Below are 17,455 nucleotides of genomic sequence, written 5' to 3'. Positions count from 1 at the left end.
CTGGTTTTCTTTAATTCCCGCTAGGTCCAAGAGCGATAAAATACCGTGAAATTTGTCAGCACCCGCGGCCGTGCGCCGTCACTCTCCTTTGCCGATACCATACTTACCGGCCTCGCCAGCGATGGCGGCCTCTATGTGCCCGAGTCACTGCCACAATTTTCTCGCGATGATATTGCTGCGATGGTGGGAATGGATTACGAGCAGCTGGCTTTTACGATTATTCGGCCGTTTGTTGGGGGGACCTGAATGAGCGGGAATTACGGGATATTATCGGGCGCTCCTATAGTCAGGGACAGGGCCAGTTTAGCCACAGGGCGGTGGCACCGTTGGTGCAGGCCGATACCAATGAATGGATATTGGAGCTTTTCCACGGACCTACTCTGGCCTTCAAGGATTTCGCACTGCAGTTCCTCGGTCAGTTGTTTGATCACCTTCTGAAAAAGCGTGGTGAGCGTGTGGTAGTGATGGGGGCTACCTCTGGAGATACGGGATCGGCGGCGATTGAGGGCTGTCACCACTGCGACAATATCGATATTTTTATCTTGCATCCCCACAATCGGGTATCTGAAGTACAGCGCAGGCAGATGACCACTGTACTGTCGGATAATGTGTTCAATATCGCTATGGAAGGCAATTTTGATGATTGCCAGAATATGGTAAAGGCCAGCTTCGCCAACCAGTCATTCCTGCCAGATGGACGTCGCCTGGTAGCGGTGAACTCCATTAACTGGGCGCGTATTATGGCGCAGATTGTCTATTACTTTTACGCGGCACTGCGCCTGGGTGCGCCCAACAAAACGGTAAACTTCTCGGTCCCGACCGGGAACTTTGGCGATATCTTTGCCGGCTATCTGGCGCGGCAAATGGGGCTGCCTATCGATCAACTGGTTATCGCCACCAATGCTAACGATATCCTGCACCGCTGTATCAGTGATAATGACCATACACCCAAGCCGTTGGTGCACAGCCTGTCTCCCAGTATGGATATCATGGTATCGAGTAACTTTGAGCGCCTTCTATTTGATCTCTATGAGCGCGATGGTGCAGCAGTAGCAGAGTTGTTGGCGGATCGTAGTTCACCTATGCATTTGAGCGAGCGGGCCCTGAGACGAGCGAGGGAAGTGTTTTCCAGTCATCGGGTCGACGATTTGCGCACTGTAGATGTAATTCGTGAGCAGTTTGCGGCTACTGGCTATTTGCTAGATCCCCACACCGCAATTGGTGTCGAGGCCGCGCGACGGGTGCGCCGCTCCGCCGACCAGCCAATGGTTTGCTTATCCACCGCACACCCGGCAAAATTCCCTGATGCTGTGGCACAGGCGTTGCCACATACCGAAATTCCCCTGCCGGTCCATATGCGAGACCTCTGGCAGCGCGAAGAGCGAGTCAAGGTGCTGCCCAACGACCTGTCTCAGGTGCATGACTATATGGCAACCATGCTTTCTGATGGTGGCTGACCGCCGGCAACCCGGCCTTACTTTCCGAATAGAAAAAAGCTGAGAGAGAATGAGTACAAGAATTCAGCGACGGCCAGTGGATTTTTCCACTGGCCGTTTTGCTTCTGAGACCCCGCGAATTTTGCAGAGAGTGTTACTCGGACGCGGCATTGTCAGTGAAGAGGCACTGGATCACAGCCTTGCCAGGCTGCAGAAGCCCCAGCTGATGCGGGGCCTGGATACCGCCGTAACGCTGCTGGTAGAGGCCGTTCGGGCCCAGCAGAAAATTCTGATCGTCGGCGACTTTGATGCTGATGGCGCTACCAGCAGCACCCTCGCCGTGCTCGCGCTGGGGGCCATGGGTGCATCGAGCGTAGACTTTCTCGTGCCCAACCGTTTCGATTTTGGTTACGGCCTGACCCCGGAAATCGTTGAGGTGGCCAAAGATTATGCCCCGGATATGCTGGTTACCGTAGATAATGGTATCAGTAGTATTGATGGTGTGGCCGCCGCCAGAGCAGCGGGGATGACAGTGATAGTGACTGATCACCACCTGCCGGGCAGTGAATTGCCGGATGCTGATGCCATCGTCAACCCCAACCAGTCGGATTGCGATTTTCCCAGCAAGAATCTCGCTGGTGTTGGTGTGATTTTTTACCTGCTGAGTCGCTTGCGTACCGCCTTGCAGGAGTGTGGCTGGTTTGAGCAGAGCAGTATAGTTCCGCCAAATATGGCTGAATATCTGGACCTGGTGGCGCTTGGCACGGTAGCGGACCTGGTACCACTAGATCACAACAACCGTATTCTGGTTCAACAAGGTATAGCGCGTATCCGCTCTGGCCGCTGCCGTCCCGGTATTTCCGCACTGCTCGAGGTGGCCGGGCGCGATCAGCGCAGGCTGTCCACCACCGATATCGGCTTTATCCTGGGGCCGCGGATCAATGCAGCCGGACGACTGGATGATATTGGTACCGGCATTCGCTGCCTGTTGACCCAGGACCCGAGTGAGGCTCGAGAGCTGGCCGGGGAGCTGGATATGCTCAACCGGGATCGCAAAGCGATCGAGCAGGGAATGCAGCGCGAGGCGCTAGTGGCGCTGGATGCCCTGCGTCTTGAGGGGGAAATTCCCTGGAGCCTGTGCCTCTACGATGCCAGCTGGCACCAGGGAGTAGTGGGTATCCTCGCCAGCCGTATCAAGGAAAAATTTCACCGTCCGGTGATTGCTTTCGCAGAAGGGGATAACGGGCTGGTGAAAGGCTCAGCGCGCTCCATTTCAGGTTTACATATCCGCGATGCCCTAAGCGATGTGGCCGCAGCCAATCCAGAGCTGATAAGTAAGTTTGGTGGACACGCCATGGCTGCTGGCTTGAGCTTGCCAGCGGAAAACCTCGATGCATTTCGAGTCGAGTTTGAGCGAGTGGTGCGCACCCGCCTGGATGAAAACCAGCTGCAAGCGGTGATCGACTCCGACGGCGGATTGGATATTGCAGAGTTCACACTGCAAACTGCCGCCCTTCTACGCGCCTGTGCACCCTGGGGGCAGGGATTTCCCGAGCCGGTTTTTGATGGGGAATTTCTACTACTACAGCAGCGCATCGTTGGCGAGCGCCACCTGAAAATGGTGGTCGCTCCGCCGCAGGCACCACAGTTGGCTCTCGATGCCATCGCCTTTAATGTGGATACAGACCAATGGCCGCAGGCTACCCAGAGGGTGCGTTTAGCCTACAAACTGGACGTCAACGAATTTCGCGGGCGGGAGTCCCTGCAATTAATGGTGAGCCTGCTGGAGGTGGCATAGGATTCATCTTTTTGAGGGCTGCGAAGTGCAGAAAATCTGTTCGCGGTTGTGATTAAAAACGTGGTTGGAAGTTGAAGAAGTGAAACGTAAACAAGCCCAGGCTGAAATCCTGCTGTTATTGGCCGCGCTATTCTGGGGCGTCGCCTTTGTGCCACAAAAAATCGCTATGGCGGATATAGAGCCGCTGGCCTTTAATGCTTGGCGCTTTATCCTCGGTGGCTTGATATTGGTTCCGATCGTTTACTGGCTGTCCTCCCGCAGGGATGCCCAGCCAGGTGAAGTGGGTGGCAAGCAGGTCAGTCATCGTTGGCGAGCCTGTCTGCCCGGTGGTGCCGTGCTCGGTTTCTGGTTGTTTCTTGGTGCGGCGTTGCAGCAGGTGAGCCTGCTTTACACTACTGCCGGTCGAGCCGGGTTTATTACCGGTTTCTACCTGCTGCTGGTACCAGTGATCGGCCTTTCCCTCGGGCATAAAACCAATCGCTGGACCTGGATGGGTGTTGGCTTGGCCCTGTTTGGTCTTTATTGGCTGGCGGACTTTAGCGAGGAGTCGCAATTGATTGGCGATTTGATGGTGTTCGCCAGTGCCTTTGTATTCGCTATACAAGTATTGTCCGCTGATCATCTGGTGAAACGCTATGATGCGTTGCGTCTCGCCTGTATTCAGTTCCTGGTATGCGGCCTGCTGTCTGCCCTGGCATCGCTCCTCACCGAGGATACAACCATTCAATCTGCGCTGGATGCAGCCTGGCCGATTGCCTATATGATGATTTTCTCCACGGCCCTGGCGTTTACTTTTCAGTTGCTGGCCCAGCGCCATGCGGCACCGTCGCATGCCACGGTGATTATGAGCCTTGAGGCGGTATTCGCCCTGGCGGCAGGCTGGCTGTTCCTCAATGAGGTGTTGAATGCCAGTGAACTAATTGGCTGTGGCCTGATGCTGATAGGGATGTTGGTTAGTCACTACGGTAACCATAGCGGTACACATCACTAGGAAATGCAATGGAGCTGTCTGTACTCGCACTTTTTATCCCGGCCAGTTTTTTTGCCTCGGTGACGCCGGGGCTATGCATGATGTTGGCGCTCAGCCTGGGAATTACTGTAGGGGTGCGTCATACCCTATGGATGATGATTGGTGAGTTAGCGGGGGTGGCTTTGGTGGCCCTGGCTGCAGTGCTTGGGGCCGCAGTGTTGATGGTTCAATACCCCGCTGTATTCCAGGCCTTCAAATATTGCGGGGGAGCCTACCTTGCCTGGATGGGCGTGCAAATGTGGTGCTCGCAGGGGCGGTTGGCCATTCTCGAGGAAAAGGGGCAGGGGGAAGTGCGTGCGCGACCTTCGGCGAAAACGCTGATGGCGCAGGGCTTTGTGACTGCTGTGGCCAACCCCAAGGGGTGGGCGTTCTTTGTTGCCCTGTTGCCGCCTTTTATCGACCAGAGTAAGCCGTTGGCGCCGCAACTTTCTGTGTTGGTTTCCATCATACTGCTGCTGGAAACCCTGTGTTTACTGATTTACGCTGGGGGTGGTCAGGTGCTCAGCCGCCTGCTGCAACGCGCAGAAAATGTGCGCCTGATTAATCGCATCTCCGGTACATTAATGTTGCTGGTCGGAGCCTGGCTGGCATTATCCTGAGCCGGCAGTCTTCGCTTTATGGAGGAAGTTTGATGGTGAAAACAACATTGTCCGCGTTGATAACACTGACCTTGGTATTGGCTATGGCAGCTTGTGGTGGGGCTAAGGAGGAAAAGGCAATGGAGAATCAGGTAGAAAACATCCCTGGCTCCACCCAGCCGGGAGTGACCCCAAGCTCTCCTGCTCCTAAACCGGGGGTGCTGGTGTGGGTTTATCGCAAAAGCGGGCGCAAACAATGTGAGAGTGGAGGCATGACTTTGCAGCAGAGCCTGGCAAAGTTGCGTGAAAATGGCATTGCAGTGCAGGAGTCCCGCTGTGGTGTGCGTACTGACCGGATGTATCCGGCGGTATGCGGTGCCCCGACGGGAGACATATTGCTGCATCTCGTTGGTATGGATGCTTTGGATGCCGCTCTTGAATTGGGTTTCGACCCTGCCGAGCAGGTGCAATACCAGTTTTCCGCGTGCCGGGACAATAGTGCTTAGGACTTGTTGTTAAGGCTCTGTACGATAGCTGGTTATTCCCGGAGTAATTTTAAGTATTCGCAGTGAATATATCCCAGGCAGCCCACAACTCGGGTCTCAGTAGCAAAGCCCTGCGCCACTATGAGGCGATCGGTCTGGTGGTCCCGGCTCGCGGACCCAACGGTTACCGCAAATACACTATGGGCGATGTGGAGACCCTGCGCTTTATCCAGCGGGCCAGAGTCAATGGTTTTTCTATCGGGGAAATACGAGCATTGCTGGAGCTGCGCGATAATCCCGGCCGCCGTAGCCGGGAAACGAAGCAACTGGTCAGTGAAAAACTTTCGCAATTAGAAGAGAAGCTTCGGCAATTACTCGAAATGCGCACAACCCTGCAGGCATTTGAGGAAAGTTGTGCCGGTAATGACTCACCACAGTGTGCGATCTTGGATCAGTTATCCGGTCAAGCCCCAGGTTAGATATTCGGTCGATTTCTCCTCGCCAGTTACTGGCAGGACCCCCACGCGCTGCGGTAGAATGCGCGCCGCTTTTATTTTGTCGGGACACCGAGAATTCATGGAAATCAATCCCCTTCTCAATCAATTAAAAGACCTCGAAGAGCGCACTGACGTTCTTAGGGGGTATCTTTGACTACGCCAGCAAGAAAGAACGCCTGACCGAGGTTGAGCTGGAGCTGGCCGAGCCCAGCGTTTGGGACGACCCCAATCGTGCTCAGGAGCTGGGGCGCGAGCGCTCCTCCCTGGAAACCGTTGTCACAACCATCGAAAATCTAGACGCTGGTATCTCTGACTGCCGCGAACTGCTGGAAATGGCGGTGGAGGAGAGTGATGAGGATTCCGTAGAAGAAGTATCTGCAGAGATCGAAAACCTGCAGCAGCAGCTCGGTATTCTCGAATTCCGCCGCATGTTCTCCGGCGAGACCGATGAGAATAATGCGTACCTGGACATCCAGGCGGGTTCTGGCGGTACCGAGGCTCAGGACTGGGCGGAAATGATTTTGCGCATGTACCTGCGCTGGGGTGAAGCTCACGGCTTCAAAACCACCCTGGAAGAGGTCTCTGCCGGTGAAGTTGCCGGTATCAAGAGTGCCACCGTGCACTTCGCAGGCGACCACGCCTTTGGCTGGTTGCGCACTGAAACCGGCGTACACCGCCTGGTGCGCAAATCACCCTTTGATTCCGGCAACCGTCGTCACACTTCTTTCAGCTCGGTATTTGTCTCGCCGGAAATCGATGACAATATCGAGATTGAGATCGACAAATCCCAGGTGCGTGAAGACACTTACCGCGCATCTGGTGCCGGTGGTCAGCACGTGAATAAAACCGATTCGGCAGTGCGCCTGACCCACACAGAATCGGGTATCGTGGTGCAGTGCCAGAGCGAGCGCTCCCAGCACCAGAACCGCGATAAAGCCTGGAAAATGCTGCGCGCAAAAATGTACGAGCAGGAAATGCTCAAACGCAATGCAGAAAAGCAGGCCATGGAAGACAGCAAGGCCGATATCGGTTGGGGCAGCCAGATTCGCTCCTACGTGTTGGATGACCAACGTATCAAAGACTTGCGCACCAATGTCCAGACCAGCAACTGCCAGGCAGTACTGGACGGAGACCTGGACCAATTTATCGAAGCCAGCCTCAAAGCTGGCCTCTGATTTAAGGTCTCCACTCTCACCGCGCCCCTCGTCGATGAGGGGCAATATCAATCACAAAACTGATAGATCACCATGACTGATATCCAGCAAGACGAAAACAAACTGATCGCCGAGCGCCGTACCAAGCTTTCCGCTCTGCGCGAAAAGGGCAATGCTTTCCCCAACAGTTTTCGCCGCGAGGACCTCGCTGCCGACCTGCAAGCTGAGTTCGGCGATAAACAGAAAGAGGAGCTGGAAGAACTGGGTAAACGGGCGTGCGTAGCAGGGCGGATCCTGGCGAAACGCGGCCCCTTTATGGTGATCCAGGATGTGTCTGACCGCATTCAGCTCTACGCTGATAAAGCTGCACAAAAAGATATCAAAGAGCGCTTCGGAGCCTGGGACATTGGCGATATTGTCGGTGTGAAAGGCACCCTGCACAAATCCGGCAAGGGCGACCTCTACGTCAACTGCGAAGAGTACAGCCTGCTGACCAAAGCGCTACGCCCGCTGCCGGAAAAATTCCACGGTATCGCCGATCAGGAAATACGCTACCGTCAGCGTTACGTAGACTTGATCGCTACACCGGAAGCGCGCGAAGTGTTCCGCGTACGCTCCAAGGTTATCGAGTACATCCGCGACTTCCTGAATGGCCAGCAGTTTATGGAAGTGGAAACGCCCATGCTGCAAGTGATTCCCGGCGGTGCCAGCGCACGTCCGTTTGTCACACATCACAATGCGCTGGATATCGATATGTACCTGCGTATCGCCCCGGAGTTGTACCTGAAGCGCCTGGTTGTAGGTGGTTTTGAGCGTGTTTACGAAATCAACCGTAACTTCCGCAACGAGGGCTTGTCCACGCGTCACAACCCCGAGTTCACCATGCTCGAGTTTTACCAAGCGTACGCGGACTACAACGACCTGATGGACCTCACCGAGAAGATGCTGCGTGGTATCTGCAAGGACGTACTGGGTTCTGCCACTGTGGAATACCAAGACAGCAGCTACGACTTCTCCAAGCCGTTCGTGCGCCTGTCTGTGTTTGATTCCATTCTGCAATACAACCCGGAACTAACTGCGGCCGATATCGACAATATTGAATCCGCCCGCGCCGTTGCTGAGAAGCTGGATATCCCGCTGAAAGACAGTTGGGGCCTGGGTAAGGTCCAGATCGAAATTTTCGAGAAGACCGTAGAGCACCGCCTCGACCAGCCAACCTTTATCACTGAGTACCCCACTGAAGTATCTCCGTTGGCACGTCGTAACGATGACAACCCGTTTGTCACCGACCGATTCGAATTCTTCGTTGGCGGCCGCGAGATTGCCAACGGCTTCTCCGAGTTGAACGATGCTGAAGATCAGGCCGAGCGTTTTAAGGCCCAGGTAGCGGAAAAAGATGCGGGTGACGACGAAGCCATGCACTACGACGCCGATTACATCCGCGCGTTGGAGTACGGTCTGCCGCCGACCGCTGGTGAGGGTATCGGTATCGACCGCCTGGTAATGTTGTTTACCAACTCTCCGTCTATTCGTGACGTACTGTTGTTCCCGCATATGCGACCTGAAGCAGGCGAATAATAGAATCATTGCATTGCTCAGGCAGCATGTTCTGCCGTCGCGTCAATATCCAGGCGCGACGGCAATTTCCCATAGCATCCCCACTCAGTCTGGCCATCCCTGCGTAGCTTTATTTGGCATTCCCGCTTCCGTTTATCGTACTAGTGCAAAAGATGTGACTTTTACGATCTACTCTCAATAAACCCGTTGACGAAACCATTATTACTGCTTTGGGCGATGGAATAATTTGGGAGTTAGGTGTGATAGAAGGCTGGATGGCACGAATAATTTTTTACTGCGTAATTGTGCTTTTCAGCGATATTGCCCTGGCGCAGTCGGAGTTAAAATACCCGTCATCGTTGAAATTAAGGACCACATCAACATCCGCACAGTTTCAGAGGACTCCTGCACACTATACCCCATCATTTTTAGGTGTCTCAGCCCTAAAGAGTGGCTGGCGTTTTGCTATCACACCCTATCTGTTCTTACCCTTGCGTACCAAAGGGCAGTCTACAGTGGCGGGGGCCACTGTAGATATTGATCTCAATTTAAAGAGAACTCTGGAGCTTTTGAATGTCGCTTTCTCTGCGCGTTTAGAGGCATGGAGAGGGCGTTTCGGGTTGGTTTCAGATCTCTATTATGTACACCTCAATTTGGACAAGGGAGTCATAATCCGCCCGCCAAGAAATCCGCAACTGGATGTTGATGTAGATATTGATGCGGATGCAGATGCCCATCAAGGGTGGCTAGCTGCATTTGGTGTCTATCGCGTGTTGGATGGGCGTTTTGCAAAGAGCGGCCGCCATTACTTTTGGGATGCAGGAATTGGCGTACGCTGGAATCGTCTCAGGCAGGAGGTTAAGGTCGAGGTCGGTATCGATATTGCTCCCGTGCCCGAAGTGCAGAACCGCCTGGGCGGGCGCAAAAGTTGGTGGGAGCCAACTGTTGGTACCAGGTTGGGATTTGCCCTTAATGATTGCCTCACGCTAGCGGCACGCACCGAAATAGGTGGTTTCGGGGCTGGCGGTGATGTTTTACAGTGGAACCTATTGGCCGGAATTGACTGGCGTGCTTGGGAAACCACATCACTGCGCTTTGGCTACCAGTATTACAGCATCAACTATTCCAGCAGACTGCCGGATGGGCGTTTTGTATACGATATTGAGCAGCATGGGCCCTATATTGCGGTTTCCTGGCGTTGGTGATTTTTTAATGATTGCCTATTTTTCAAGGTCCAGATAACTTGAAGCAGATGATAGAGAAAGTCTCCCTGCCTCTTTACAAATGACATATTGATGTGAAATGTATATTTGTTTTCGTTCCTTTATGATCTAATCAAAAAATCGACAAGTTGAAAGGTTTGTTTTCTTAACCTTATTGTCAAAAGTTGGGGTTTTGATAAGAGTACCAATTGGTTTGTTGTTCGCGCTTGAGGGTGATATTAGCAAGTGGGGTTTTCCGGTTAATATTAACCGAGATCGTGTTTTGAATAAAAATTATTTATGAGATATTTAGCTTTTAGTAGTGCTGGATTCTTATTGAGTATGCACCTGATTTTTGTCTGCGAGTATGGTGTGTGTTTATATTCTGTAATCTAATGATAAGCTTAATTTTCATGATGCTTCTGGGACGGTTGTTATAATGTTTTTAACTTTATGTCGTTGACAATTTTGTTGCGGAAAGATAAAAATTAAGCCGTAAAATAATTAACCCGCAATAAGGTAATTGTGGTGACAGGATTGTTTCGCCAGCAAGTTTTAGAAAGGCAAGTGGATCGCCTGCATGGTGAGATTTTGCTCCTGCCGCGATTTTCGCACAGTGCTATTCTGACACTGCTTTTAATTTGGGTGGTCGCCGTCTTTATTTGGCTTGCAGTTGGCAGCTATGCTCGTAAGGAAAGCGTACTTGGTTGGCTGGAGCCAGCTTCAGGAGTTGTGAGGGTTTACGCTGAACGCTCCGGCATTATAAAGCAAGTCATGATACGCGAAGGTGATCGGGTAATTAAGGGGCAGCCTTTAATGGTGGTGAACGGCGATAGAATATTGGCTGATGGGAAAAACCTCGAATCTATATTGTTGGAGGAGTACGAGAGTCAAAAAAAGTTAGTCAATGTGCAGATGGAGCGAGGCGATAAGATTTATCGCCAACGACTGTATGATATTGATCAGCGGATTGCCGCCAGTAGTGAGGATCTGGCGTTGCTTGAAAAACAAATGGAATTTCAAGCTCGACATTATGCGTTGATTGCGGAACAGGTTGAGCGATACCGCCTACTCAAGCGCAATGGTCATATTGCCGCTGCAGAAATGGATGTGGTTACTGCTCAAGAGCTGGAGTTATACGTCGACCGCCAGGAGCTTGCACGAAGCCGGGTAAATTTACGCAATCAGATTCAGCAGCTTGAAAGAGATCGCCTGCTACTTCCCGAAGAATACGCTAACAGCAGCGATCAGTTGCGGGCGCACCTATCTGATCTCGCCCAGCAAATTGCCAGATTGCACGGTCAGAGAGCCTATATCGTCAAGGCATCCCGTGCGGGAGTGGTGAGCAATCTGCAAGTGGTTGAAGGCCAGCAGGCACAAACTAATGTTCCGCTTTTATCCCTGATACCGGAGGGGCACACTCTCAATGCGCAATTGTTGGTATCTGTGCGTTCTGCAGGCTTCCTCACTGAAGGCCAGTCAGTGAAAATACGCTACGATGCTTTCCCGTACCAGAAATTTGGTCTCTACTCCGGCACTGTGCTGGAGGTATCTGATACCGTGATTCTGCCTGATGAGCTGCGTCATGTACCTGTTGTTGTGGGCGAACCGGTTTTCAAGGTAACCGCCAGTCTGACTGAATCAACGGTCAATGCATACGGACAGCACTTTCCTCTTAAGCCGGGTATGACTCTGTCTGCCGATGTGCAGCTGTCGGAGCGAAGTCTGCTGGAATGGCTGTTGGAACCCATTTACAGTTTGAAGGGGCGACTGTGATGGAGGTTGGTTCACAATCACTATTAGATCACGGGCGACCGGAAACACTTCTAAGTTTTTCATCTCGCCGCCATTTGCCAGTCATTTTACAGACAGAGGCTGCCGAGTGCGGGTTGGTATGCTTGGCTATGATTGCTGGATTTCACGGTTATGATACGGACCTTACCAGTCTGCGCCGCCGCTTCAATATTTCCAGTCATGGCACTAATCTCAAGACTTTGGTGGATATGGCCGCACGCTTACACTTGGCTGGCAGGGCGTTACGGCTGGAAATGGAAAGTCTGGAAGAGTTACAGCTCCCCTGTGTACTGCATTGGGATATGAATCACTTTGTAGTGCTTAAATCCGTAAAGCGTAATGTGGTTATAATTCATGATCCCGCGGTGGGGGAGCGGGAGCTGACCTCTGAAATGTTTGCTAAGCATTTTACAGGTATTGCATTGGAGCTTATGCCAACAGAAGATTTTAAGCCGGGTGAGGAGCGTCAGCACCTTAAGCTACGCCATTTTTGGTCGGGCATTAGTGGGCTAAAACGTAGTCTGAGCCAGGTGTTGATATTATCTCTGTTATTGCAACTGTTTGCTGTAGTAGCCCCTTTCTATGTGCAAACGGTGGTGGATGATGTCATCTTGCGTGGTGATGACAGCCTTCTCTTGGTGTTGGCCATCGGATTCGGTTTATTGTTGGTGATACAGGCCGGTACCAGTGTCTTACGAGAATGGGTGATTCTGCATATCTCCAGTCGGCTCAACGTGCAAATGGCCGCCAATCTGTTTCGTCATCTAATTCGCCTGCCGATGAGTTATTTCTCCACTCGGCATATGGGCGATGTAGTTTCGCGCTTTGGCTCATTAAATAAGGTGCGAGAGTTGCTTACTACGGGCCTGGTAAGTGCAGTAGTGGACGGTATCATGGCAATGATCACGCTCGCCGCTATGTTCTTTTACGATATAAGGTTAACGCTAATTGTTCTGCTGGCGGTTTTTCTTTATGCCTCTTTAAGGTTACTGTTTTATCGCCCTTTGCGCTTATTAACTGAGGAGGAAATTGTTGCCCAGGCTAGGCATGATTCCCACTTTATGGAGTCTATGCGGGCTATCCAGACCGTAAAATTGTTTCAGCGTGAAAATGATCGTCAGAGCCAATGGCATAATTATCTTGTTGATGTGATTAATAAGGATATTCGCATCACCCGTTGGAATATTAGTTACAATGTCGTTAACCGCTTGCTATTTGGGTTGGAAAATTTGCTGGTGATATATTTTGCTGCACTAGCGGTTATGGGGGATGTGTTTACTATCGGTATGCTCTATGCCTTTATGAGTTATAAGAATCGCTTTGTACAGTCTATGGATACATTAGTTGCAAAGTGGATAGAGTTAAAAATGCTCGGCTTACATATGGACCGTCTGTCCGATATGGTGTTTACCAAAGCAGAGGTAATAGGGGGGGATATGACCGGCCTGCGAATCTTGACCAGGCTGAGCCCTTGCAAGGAAAAATTAAAGTGCACAATCTTACCTTTCGGTATGGTGAAGCGGAGATGCCAGTTTTTCAAAATTTGAACTTCACTATAGAGCCAGGCGAGACTGTTGCCATCGTAGGCCCCAGTGGGTGTGGCAAGACAACACTTTTGAAATGCTTGATGGGCTTGCTGGAACCAACAGAAGGGGAGGTTTTGATTGATGGGCTGCTCGTAAATCATTTGCCATATTTCCGTAGCCAGATCGCCGGCGTTATGCAAGACGATCAGTTGCTTGCCGGCACCATTGGAGACAATATCGCCTGTTTTGAATCTAAGGTGGATATCCAAAATATTATTCACTGTGCAAAAATGGCCTGTATTCATGAAGAAATAATGCGTATGCCAATGCAGTACAACACACTTGTTGGTGATATGGGCACAAGTCTCAGCGGCGGACAAAAACAAAGAATTGTGCTGGCGCGCGCGCTTTATCGTGCACCACGCATCCTGTTCATGGATGAAGCGACTAGCCACTTGGATATTGCAAGTGAAGCTCTGGTTAGCGAGCATATTAAACGGCTCGCTATAACCAGGATTTTGGTTGCCCATAGACCGGAAACGGTCAAGTCCGCAGGGAGGCGGATTGAATTATCCAGTGCATTTTCTGGAGTTACTTAGCCTAACGGAACTACCTTCAATTTAAACTTAGGATTTTACATATGAAAGAGCTAACTGTAAAAGAAATGCAAGAGGTAAATGGTGGCCTTATAAAAACTATTATCAAGATTGTTGATAAAATCATAAATGGAAGCGGCGGCGGTAATGATAGTGAATCTGCAGCCTATTCCTTGGAGTCAAAATAAATTAAGCGGAATTGGTAGAATATTCACGTGTTAATAAATCTGCGCCCATTTGGGCGTAGATTTATAGGGGGGTGGTTGGAGGTGATGTTACTGATTATCTTGAAAGTATCCCTTTGAAATTTCCTCAACGTTTTATTTTCATGTTTGATTTTTATTGTTTACTCGAAAGGTTTAATTTTCTAGCGTACGGAGAGAGATGTAAATGCTGATACTTTCCAATAGTTGTCTGATTGGATGATCTCAATTTTTGCACGGATTTCTCTAGGTTTTTGCTCCATATGTCCCCAGCTTTGATCTTCCACAATGGCTTGCCATTTGCTGGTGATGCTGAATGCTGTGCTCCCATTGATATATAGTTGATCGACATGCTCTATTTTTAGGTTGTTGATAGATTTTAATGAGCCCAAGCTGCCACTGGTAGTTAATGGTTGATATATTTGAGAAAGATTGGCGGTAGTGCTTTCGAAGTTATCGCCATTGACGAGATTGGTAAGTTGAATCTTTAATGTTTCAGTTTGTGGTTCCTCATAAGCGGCAGCTAGCCTTATCAGTAGAGTTTCTGTTATTTCTCTAAGTTCTTTCTTGTTAATAGTGCCAGGCAGAGGCACACGCAGTTCTCCCGGAAGTGCATAGTAAATAGCTCCTGCACAGATAAGCACAATGCCGTAGAACAAAATAGGATGTTTGTTTTTCGCCTCCACTTTTCGGGTGCGTAATGTCAAGATAAGCAAGACAGAAACACAAAAAGCAAACAGTACTGCGATTGGCATTACGGCGCTGGGATTCTCGATAGGCACAGCATCGCTGCTGGGGGCGCGGTAATCATATAAGTAATTGTGCCATTGTATATCTGGGAAGTCTGGTACAACGTGAGTGGGGAAGGGACCGGCAGGGTCCTGGATAAGCGTGGGGACTGAATTTATGGTGTCAGTAAAAATTTTCCAGTCAATATTGATGCTTTGTGGTAACTCTTTCACATGGAATTTTTCCCGGTAGCCAATAAGTAGTGAACCGATCTCTATTGATTCATCTTCGGCTATTTGTGTGTAGCCAACATTGTTCGCCCTGAGGAATACGGTTTCAGTACTTATTGGTAGGGATGTTTCATTGTCGATAGTGGTGGGGTTTTTGTTTTTCAGGTAGTCTAAGGCAATACGACGAATATAATTACGTCTTTCCGTAGTCAGTGGTTGCCAGGCATTGAAGCTTTGTTTAGTCCATAGCAGTAAGTCCCTTGGACGTAGAAGTATTTCATGCCGAATCTGGCGAGGCTCTACGTAGAGGAAAGACTTTAAGGGGTAGCGATTTTTACGGTTGATGCCCTGATTTTCAAAGCGGGTATTCCAAGGGTCTTTCCAGTCTATGTTGAGGGATTCAGGTTGGGATAAGTAGTGGAAGCCGCTTATCGGAGTTTTTCCGTGTCGGCTAGTAAAGCCTATAGTGACTGCTGCTGCACCATCATTATCCAATGGGGGAAGGATTTTTAGGTGGCTCACTCCTTTGATGGGATATTCCACGATTGTCAAAAGAATAATTTTATCTGCCGGCAGATCCGGCATTCTAATGCCTGTGCGAGGGTCAATTTTTCCAGCAAAAGGTGATTTTCTGGGTTTTCTCTCGCCAATGCGAATGCTGAATTGGTTGGGTCTGATTTCATTTTTATTTGTGTAGAGCTTAAAGGCAAGATCTTGCCGCTCTGTAATACTTTTAGCTAATTCATAGATATTCTCTGTTGGTGGTGCTTTAGGCCAGAACACACCGGCATCTGCGGCTGATATTTCGAGATTAATTCTTAGTTTATCCCCATCAATGTCAATTTCAGCGATGTTGGGTGCTGTTTCCGCTCCTGTAAAGCTGGTGAAGTCAGCCTTGCTTAAGGGTGCGCTCAAAAAGAAGAAAAGTATTCCCAAAAGGATTTTTATTGCACTTGTAAGATCATCTTTTTTTGTGTGGGCTCTCATCACATTGCCTGAGCTTTGATAGCGAGATTAATTTAAGTTCACAATCGTTTGTTTAAAAGCAGGTGTCAGCTAATGACTTAACTGCCTCTTCTATTTTTGTTTGAAAAGTATCCTGATTCCGGCTTTGGTAGTATAGATGTTGCAGATGGTCAAAATTCCTGTTCTCATTTCAAAATTGTTGAAATGTTGCAAATATCTCTACTGTGCAGGTGATCGATAATTGTCATGCCTGGATCCACCAGAGGGCGGATTATTATTTTTTAAATCCGTTATTTTCCCTGATCAATAGAGCAAAACTAAGTGGTTGGGTAGTTCATCTTTCACCGTGCTGGAGGGTGCCGCCTCTTTTAATAAATCGCCACATTGCGCGATGCACAAAAGTAGGGCTTCTCCCGCCTTGCCCCGCTTTATTTCCTGTACGAAGCTCTCAATGATGAGTTGCCATTTATCATTGGTAATATGTTGAGCGAGGCCACGATCAGCCAAAAGTTCTACATAGTGTTCGGCCTCGCAGACAAAAATCAAAAGGCCCAGTCGATTTTTGGTGCTATGTAATTCTTGTTCGAGAAATTGGCGGCGGGCGAGATTGGATGCGCGCCAATATTTTATCTTCTTCGGGACTAATTTCATCGTAATGGGGCGCCAGCGAAATAGAACCGTCAGAGTAATAAATAGTAGCCATTGTAATAAGAAGGCTTGCTGGTAACTGATCCACCAGGGCAGGTACTGAAATAAAGGAGAGAGTAGTAAAGTGAGAAATGCAGCCCAAAGGGTTGAGATATACAGATAGTTGTCGGCCTCTTTCGCTACAACGGCCATTATCTCGGCATCGGTATGGGACTCGACCTCCCTGATTGCCTCAGCGACTTGGCGTTGATAACTGCTACTGAGCATTACCATCCTCCCGATGCGCCTCCTCCGCCAAAGCCGCCACCACCTCCGCTAAATCCACCTCCTGCTCCGCCACCACTACCCGAGTAACTTCCGCCAAATCCTCCGGTGCCGTAGTAACCTCCAAAACGACCACGTTTATAGTTGCGCCCATGTACCGCTGAACTGAATACTGAGGTGCTGAACAGATGCAGCATCACCAATATCAGGAATAATCCCACCAAAAAAGCAATACGTCGGTCTTTCTTGGTTTCTATTGGCTCGGCCACGTATTCATTCTTGGAGGCCGCAATAATGGATTGCACACCGGCTTCAACACCATCGGCAAAGTTGCCAACGCGAAATTTAGGTAGAACTTTGGTTTGTATAATATTGGAAGCCAGGGCATCGGTCAGGGCGCCCTCCAAACCATAGCCTACCTCGATTCGAATTTTGCGCTCATTGGGAGCTATTAAAAACAGGATACCGTTGTTTTTATCTTTGTGACCCAGTTTCCACTCGCGTGCCAGCAGGTTGGCGTACTCCTCTATGGTGATCCCCTGTAAATCAGGAAGGATTGCAACTACTAATTGGTTGCTACTATCCGACTCATACTGCTGGATTTGTTCGGTCAGTTGGTATCGCTCATCTGCGGATAACAGCTCCTCCCTATCCATTACACGACCGGTTAGTATTGGTAGTTTTATATCAGCCCAAAGCAGCATCGTTAGCAATGAGGCTGCAATGGCGAAAGTAGGCAGGGCGAGGCGGTTCATAAGTCGG

At 50.1% G+C, this 17,455-nt stretch carries 15 protein-coding genes and 1 pseudogene; 13 read left to right on the top strand and 3 right to left on the bottom strand.

What is annotated here, in order from left to right:
* Window positions 1–45: 45 nt before the first annotated feature.
* From thrC to GL2_RS00290, 13 genes and pseudogenes are all read left to right on the top strand, one after another.
* Window positions 46–1,457, top strand: a pseudogene (gene thrC / locus GL2_RS00345) (threonine synthase).
* Between the two features lie 49 nt (window positions 1,458–1,506).
* Window positions 1,507–3,234, top strand: coding sequence for a single-stranded-DNA-specific exonuclease RecJ (recJ, locus tag GL2_RS00340; RefSeq protein WP_143728765.1), 1,728 nt, complete (start codon window positions 1,507–1,509; stop codon window positions 3,232–3,234).
* Window positions 3,235–3,313: 79 nt separating this feature from the next.
* Window positions 3,314–4,225, top strand: coding sequence for a DMT family transporter (locus tag GL2_RS00335; protein WP_172621010.1), 912 nt, complete (start codon window positions 3,314–3,316; stop codon window positions 4,223–4,225).
* Between the two features lie 8 nt (window positions 4,226–4,233).
* Window positions 4,234–4,863, top strand: coding sequence for a LysE family translocator (locus GL2_RS00330; protein WP_143728763.1), 630 nt, complete (start codon window positions 4,234–4,236; stop codon window positions 4,861–4,863).
* 32 nt (window positions 4,864–4,895) lie between these two features.
* Window positions 4,896–5,348, top strand: coding sequence for a hypothetical protein (locus GL2_RS00325; protein WP_143728762.1), 453 nt, complete (start codon window positions 4,896–4,898; stop codon window positions 5,346–5,348).
* Window positions 5,349–5,410: 62 nt separating this feature from the next.
* Window positions 5,411–5,806 (top strand): MerR family DNA-binding protein, encoded by a 396-nt coding sequence (locus tag GL2_RS00320; RefSeq protein WP_143728761.1) that lies wholly within the window; start codon window positions 5,411–5,413, stop codon window positions 5,804–5,806.
* Between the two features lie 97 nt (window positions 5,807–5,903).
* Window positions 5,904–6,999, top strand: a protein-coding gene (gene prfB / locus GL2_RS00315) for a peptide chain release factor 2 (RefSeq protein WP_143728760.1) whose coding sequence is annotated in 2 segments (ribosomal slippage) — window positions 5,904–5,975 and window positions 5,977–6,999 — 1,095 coding nt in all. Because the reading frame shifts where the segments join, the coding sequence is not laid out codon by codon here.
* Window positions 7,000–7,071: 72 nt separating this feature from the next.
* Window positions 7,072–8,556, top strand: coding sequence for a lysine--tRNA ligase (gene lysS, locus GL2_RS00310; protein ID WP_143728759.1), 1,485 nt, complete (start codon window positions 7,072–7,074; stop codon window positions 8,554–8,556).
* A gap of 254 nt (window positions 8,557–8,810) precedes the next feature.
* Window positions 8,811–9,740, top strand: a complete 930-nt coding sequence (locus tag GL2_RS00305) for an outer membrane protein (protein WP_232053718.1) — start codon at window positions 8,811–8,813, stop codon at window positions 9,738–9,740.
* Between the two features lie 525 nt (window positions 9,741–10,265).
* Window positions 10,266–11,513, top strand: a complete 1,248-nt coding sequence (locus tag GL2_RS00300) for an HlyD family secretion protein (RefSeq protein ID WP_143728758.1) — start codon at window positions 10,266–10,268, stop codon at window positions 11,511–11,513.
* Window positions 11,471–13,078 (top strand): peptidase domain-containing ABC transporter, encoded by a 1,608-nt coding sequence (locus GL2_RS00295; protein WP_232053717.1) that lies wholly within the window; start codon window positions 11,471–11,473, stop codon window positions 13,076–13,078. Before GL2_RS00300 ends, GL2_RS00295 begins: the two co-directional genes overlap by 43 nt.
* Entirely contained in the window at window positions 13,003–13,656 is a 654-nt protein-coding gene (locus GL2_RS21780) for an ATP-binding cassette domain-containing protein (RefSeq protein WP_232053716.1), read from the top strand. Before GL2_RS00295 ends, GL2_RS21780 begins: the two co-directional genes overlap by 76 nt.
* Window positions 13,657–13,697: 41 nt before the next feature.
* A complete protein-coding gene (locus tag GL2_RS00290) occupies window positions 13,698–13,841 on the top strand; it encodes a class IIb bacteriocin, lactobin A/cerein 7B family (RefSeq protein WP_143728757.1) in 144 nt (47 codons plus the stop codon).
* A 179-nt stretch (window positions 13,842–14,020) separates the two neighbouring features.
* Here the strand turns inward: GL2_RS00290 and GL2_RS00285 are convergent, their stop codons facing one another.
* From GL2_RS00285 to GL2_RS00275, 3 genes are all read right to left on the bottom strand, one after another.
* Window positions 14,021–15,802: a hypothetical protein gene (locus GL2_RS00285; RefSeq protein ID WP_143728756.1), complete on the bottom strand. Its 1,782-nt coding sequence runs from the start codon at window positions 15,800–15,802 to the stop codon at window positions 14,021–14,023.
* Between the two features lie 282 nt (window positions 15,803–16,084).
* The gene (locus GL2_RS00280; protein WP_232053715.1) at window positions 16,085–16,696 is read right to left on the bottom strand and encodes a TPM domain-containing protein; all 612 of its coding nucleotides are present in this window, start codon (window positions 16,694–16,696) and stop codon (window positions 16,085–16,087) included.
* Window positions 16,696–17,448 carry a YgcG family protein gene (locus tag GL2_RS00275; RefSeq protein ID WP_143728754.1) on the bottom strand — a complete coding sequence of 251 codons (753 nt, stop codon included), beginning with the start codon at window positions 17,446–17,448 and terminating at the stop codon, window positions 16,696–16,698. Before GL2_RS00275 ends, GL2_RS00280 begins: the two co-directional genes overlap by 1 nt.
* Window positions 17,449–17,455 lie beyond the last annotated feature (7 nt).

It is taken from the genome of Microbulbifer sp. GL-2 (genome assembly GCF_007183175.1).
Taxonomy (GTDB): domain Bacteria; phylum Pseudomonadota; class Gammaproteobacteria; order Pseudomonadales; family Cellvibrionaceae; genus Microbulbifer.
This window is presented reverse-complemented; position numbering and strand designations above follow the sequence as displayed.